Here is a 4,559-nt window from a genome sequence, read left to right as displayed (position 1 = left end):
ATCCTCCTTTAGCGAAACCCCTCAGGTGTTACACAGTTGCTGACGGCGCACACCGGGAAGACATGCGTCAATCCCCGCATTTTCGAACTTACGGTGATCATGTGGACTTTTGTGACGCCGCAGAGTTACTCGATCTATTGTCAGGTAGATCTGGTACTCGTTCGGATGAGAAGGGGAGAAGTTCAAGCCTCAAGTCCGAAAGAAACCCAGATGTATTCAATTTAGTACGTCCGGCATCCCATTTCGCCAAGGTAGAGCATAGAAGAGGGGGGCTTACAAAAGCTCAAAGTAAGACGGCAAAAGCATCTGCTAGAAAATCCGCGAAAAACAGGAGAGGCCATTCTGAATACTATGCGATTAAATCACTTGTTTCGAGATTCCTCTTTCATCGAAAAAATGACCTTGTTGCATCAAGAATGGTAAGGATTAGGGGCGAGACTTTGTCTTACGGGGACCTTTTTAAGGGAGTGTACCATCAAGACGTAGAGCGCTTGCCGAATTCCAATCGCGTTTACTGGGGCCCAGCGTACTTTGACCGAACAAAGAATGATGACGGCTACAGGATTACCTTTGGTGAATACTTAATTTTAGACAGGCAGAATATCCGACCTACGGTTCTTGTGATGGACTCGGTTTTGGATCGCTACCCTGTTAAAAAGTTGATTTCTACACGCATTGAGGAAATCAGGCGCCAAAAGAGTCCCCGTGGATTTCTCTTTGCGCTGGGCACTCCAAAAGTTAGATTGTTTAAGGATAGAAGCTACGTGAATATCGCTATTGAGTCGCTAGATCACATAGACGTTCGTTATATAGACCTTTTTGATGAATTACGGAAGTAATTCGCATAACAAATCGCTGCAGGTGACGTTTGACCCGCCACCCACTTTTGCTGTCGCAAAAGCGGGCGTCGCCTCAAACGCGCCTGAGCTCAGGCGTTAGCCGTCATGGATACCGCCGATTTATTTGATGCCTTAGCGAGCACCACTTGGCGAGCTATTGGTCGAGCCTTTGATCGTCGAATTCAGATCGGTGAAGACGCGATTACTACTTACAACCTCATGACCATCGACGCCGCATCTCAAGGGAGAGCGGTTATAGTTGAAGACACCCGTGTCGTGGAACACATGAAGGGTTGTGATTGGGAATTCTGGATTGGAAGTGATCTTAGTGGATGGCGTCGTTACGCCATTCAGGCAAAGAGGATTTCCGTTTCAGATGGAAGGTATCAATCGCTTGGCCACAAAGTGCGGGGAGTGCCGCAGATTGACATTTTGGATCGCTATGCAGCCCACAACCGGGCTAAGCCTTTGTACTGCTTCTACAACTACGGTGAATCTCGCCCTATACGGTGGAACTGCAACCTGCCCAACTCGTATGAAATCCTCGGATGCTCGATAACGCCGTCGCATGTTGTTAGGACTGCGCTGAACACTAGAGGTGGGCGGTGTTTCGAATACATTCATTCACAGTCTGAGACGCTTCCGTGGAGTTGCCTAATTCGCTGTCCATTGAGCAATATCCCACCTCCGCCAGGTTCGCGCGCCATTGCCCACTTCTATGAACGCCTGCCTGACAACATTGCTCGTTTGCGCGAGGAGCGAGATCCTGAGGCTCTGATTGAGTTTGATCGGCCATCCTCTAACGAAAATGTGGGTCCGCCTCGCTGGGTAGGAGTGATTGATCGAGGTCCGCGCGATGACGGCTAACAAATCGCTGCAGGTGACGTTTGACCCGCCACCCACTTTTGCTGCCGCAAAAGCGGGCGTCGCCTCAAACGCACCTGAGCTCAGGCGTTAGCGTCCTTGGGGAATATTCAGATGGCGACAGAAGAACCTAAGGAAAACGAAGATTCGGACGATGACTTAACGGAATACCGGCAATGGTTGGTTGAGGCAGAGCAAAAGTCACAGGAGTCATTCGACAAAACTGTCCTGTCGCTCTCTGGTGGTGGGCTTGGGATTTCATTTGTATTCCTGAAAGATGTGATCGGCCCAGCACCAGTGGTTAGTCCGGCTCTCCTCCTCCTGGCATGGGTGTGTTGGGGGCTGAGTGCGTTCGCTGTATTACTATCATTCTTTTTGAGCCATCTAGCGCTTCGAAGGGCTATTCGCCAAGTTGATAGCGGCACTATTCGCTCAGAAAAGGCAGGTGGATTCCTTGCGAAGGCCACTGCATCATGTAATGCATCAGGTGCAGTGCTATTTTTTATTGGCGTTTGCTTCATAACTGCCTTCGCCGGTGCCAATTTAACGGACAAGGAGATAGCTGATGACGGAAGAGAGACAAAAGCAGCCCTCTCGAGACAAGCCCCCGCGATCGCCCGGGAAGTGGGAGACGCCGAGACCCGGCGACCGCACTTATAAGGACGGCCCCCTTAAACCAAATGAGGGGTACATTCCCGTTGATCCTCCGCCTCCAAGGCCCAAACGCGGCCGCTAACAACACGTTGGAGGTGACGTTTGACCCGTCGCTGACCTTTGCTGCCGCAAAGGCAGACGCCGCCTCAAACGCACCTCAACGTGGGCGTTAGGTGCCACGAGAGTTCAGCTATGCCTTGGGACGGAGTTCGCAAAATCATTTGGGCCAAAAACTTCGATGAGATGGAAATCATCGGCACGATGCATTTTAGCGTCGCAGTTCCTATCGAAGCGGATCCGGAGTTCAAGGCAATGATTTTGGCCGCAGGTGTCACGCATTCCGGCGGAAATAAGTCCATTGATTACACGTATCGCCGGCATCGTGATGAATTCTTAGAATGCTTCGATCCAGATAAAACTTGCCCAAGCGGTTGCATCAAGGAGCTTCTTCTACTGATCCGTGATCACGCCGTGAGTGTTGCAAAACGCCTGAGCAATTTAGAAATTCCAGAGGGGTTGCCATTTGGGCTATTTACCGGGGCAAATGCCCTTATTCGGTTACAAGCAACATTTCACGCGGCCGTACAGCTCTCGCTCAACGGGTTGGGAATTGAGTCAGAGGCGGTTATCCGTCAAGGTTTAGAGCAACTTGCATGGAGTTTGCGAGTTCTAGAAATTGACGATCCCGATGTATCACAAGGCATCGCTCCGAATACCTGCATTTCCCAATTTAAGTCTGTATTTCCTGGTGCTGGGTTTGTGTACGGCGCACTCAGTGACGCGGCCCATCTGGCACCTCGCACTCACAAGAGATTTCTTTCTTTTGTGGAAGATGGTGTGGAAGTGTCCATCCGGAACCCCAACGACTGTGCAAGTTCTGCATTGTTTTTGGTATTTTTATTGGATGCCTATATCTACGTTGCCCGGCAAGTTTCGCTGGCTGTTGGCTCAGAGTTGGAGACAGAGTTTGAGGGCTGTAAGAAACTGCTTTGTCAGTATCAAGATGTGCTGCCGAACCATGCCTTGGAATGGTTCGGGCGGTGGGGTGCAGGTGGCACCTAACAACACGTTGCAGGTGACGTTTGACCCGCTGCCCACTTTTGCTGCCGCAAAAGCGGCCATCGCCTCAAACGCACCTGAACGTGGGCGTTAGAAGGCAAGCAACAATTTATGTGTGTTGGCACTGATGCCAAGAACTCAGGTCATCACATCTTCAAGCTGTCGGCCCTTCCGTTTCGTGGCTGCCACGGGTTTGAAACATCCCGGTTTCGTTTAAGCTTGTGAACAAGGGAATGCTTCGTTTGGTTTTTGGGGGACGCGAGCGTTTGCTGTTGCTGAAGGGGCGTAAGGCTCGTTGGCGTGGGCTAGTCCCTTCGCTAGGCTTGTTTTCGGCAGCTTGTAAAGCTGTGCAGAGTTGTCACGTCAGATGGCACATTTAACATCTGAAATGGCAGCCGTCAGAAAGGGGAGAGGGAATGGTTAGTTCGGCTGTTCTATCAAGCTTGGGCGTACGTGCTCGGGAGCTAGGTGCTTTCGTTTGGCTCGGTTCCAATCATCCGTTGGTAGCGAGTTCTTGGCTTCCCGCCGCCGCATCACAATTTGGCTTGTTAAGAGCCGGTGAGGCTTGCCGTTCTAACAAGCTGTTGCAGGTGACGTTTGACCCGTTGCCCACTTTTGCTGCTGCAAAAGCAGGCACCGCCTCAAACGCACCTGAACCGCGGCGTTAGATTGCGCTAGAGATCATATGCCACTTCAAATGCCATCAGAATTCCTGTTTCCAACCGGTGCGCCCATTCCGTTGTCGGGTGCAGCTGTGGAAGAGTTTTTGTCCTATGCTCGCAAAGTCCATTCAGAACATGGTCGAAAACACATCTTCGAGGAGTTCAAACGTGCGTTCTCTCGAGTAGCTGGAGAGGCGTATTACCCAAGCTCCTGTGAAAGTTGGGCCGAATCTGATTTTTGTACCGCGGCGTATGCGGCGGCTGAACATGCTCCCGGTTTCATTCAGGCATATGCTGAAGCCTGCGAAGCGCTAGAAAATGGAGGCGCAGTTGTTCCCGCGCCGACGCTGATAAATCACATTCTTTCGGAACACAGTGTTCCATTTCGCATTGAAAACGGAGAGCTGGTCGCGTCGTCCAATTTCGTTGTGTGCGCCGTCAGCAACTGTGTAACACCTGAGGGGTTTCGCTAAAGGAGGAT

5 protein-coding genes are annotated in these 4,559 nt (G+C 51.2%); all 5 read left to right on the top strand.

The window, feature by feature from the left end:
• The coding region (locus ATO7_RS17055; protein ID WP_206044970.1) for a hypothetical protein at positions 1 to 839 on the top strand (839 nt) is incomplete at its 5' end.
• Positions 840 to 944: 105 nt separating this feature from the next.
• Complete coding sequence (locus tag ATO7_RS16875) at positions 945 to 1,706, top strand: DUF6615 family protein (RefSeq protein ID WP_146680425.1); 762 nt, start codon at positions 945 to 947, stop codon at positions 1,704 to 1,706.
• A gap of 111 nt (positions 1,707 to 1,817) precedes the next feature.
• The gene (locus ATO7_RS16660) at positions 1,818 to 2,363 is read left to right on the top strand and encodes a hypothetical protein (RefSeq protein WP_146680424.1); all 546 of its coding nucleotides are present in this window, start codon (positions 1,818 to 1,820) and stop codon (positions 2,361 to 2,363) included.
• A gap of 186 nt (positions 2,364 to 2,549) precedes the next feature.
• Entirely contained in the window at positions 2,550 to 3,419 is an 870-nt protein-coding gene (locus ATO7_RS16655) for a hypothetical protein (protein ID WP_083563547.1), read from the top strand.
• 682 nt (positions 3,420 to 4,101) lie between these two features.
• Complete coding sequence (locus ATO7_RS16870; protein ID WP_146680423.1) at positions 4,102 to 4,551, top strand: hypothetical protein; 450 nt, start codon at positions 4,102 to 4,104, stop codon at positions 4,549 to 4,551.
• Positions 4,552 to 4,559 lie beyond the last annotated feature (8 nt).

The organism is Oceanococcus atlanticus, from assembly GCF_002088235.1.
Lineage (GTDB): Bacteria > Pseudomonadota > Gammaproteobacteria > Nevskiales > Oceanococcaceae > Oceanococcus > Oceanococcus atlanticus.
Note: the sequence above shows the minus strand (reverse complement) of the source record. Positions and strands in the feature narration are given on the sequence as shown.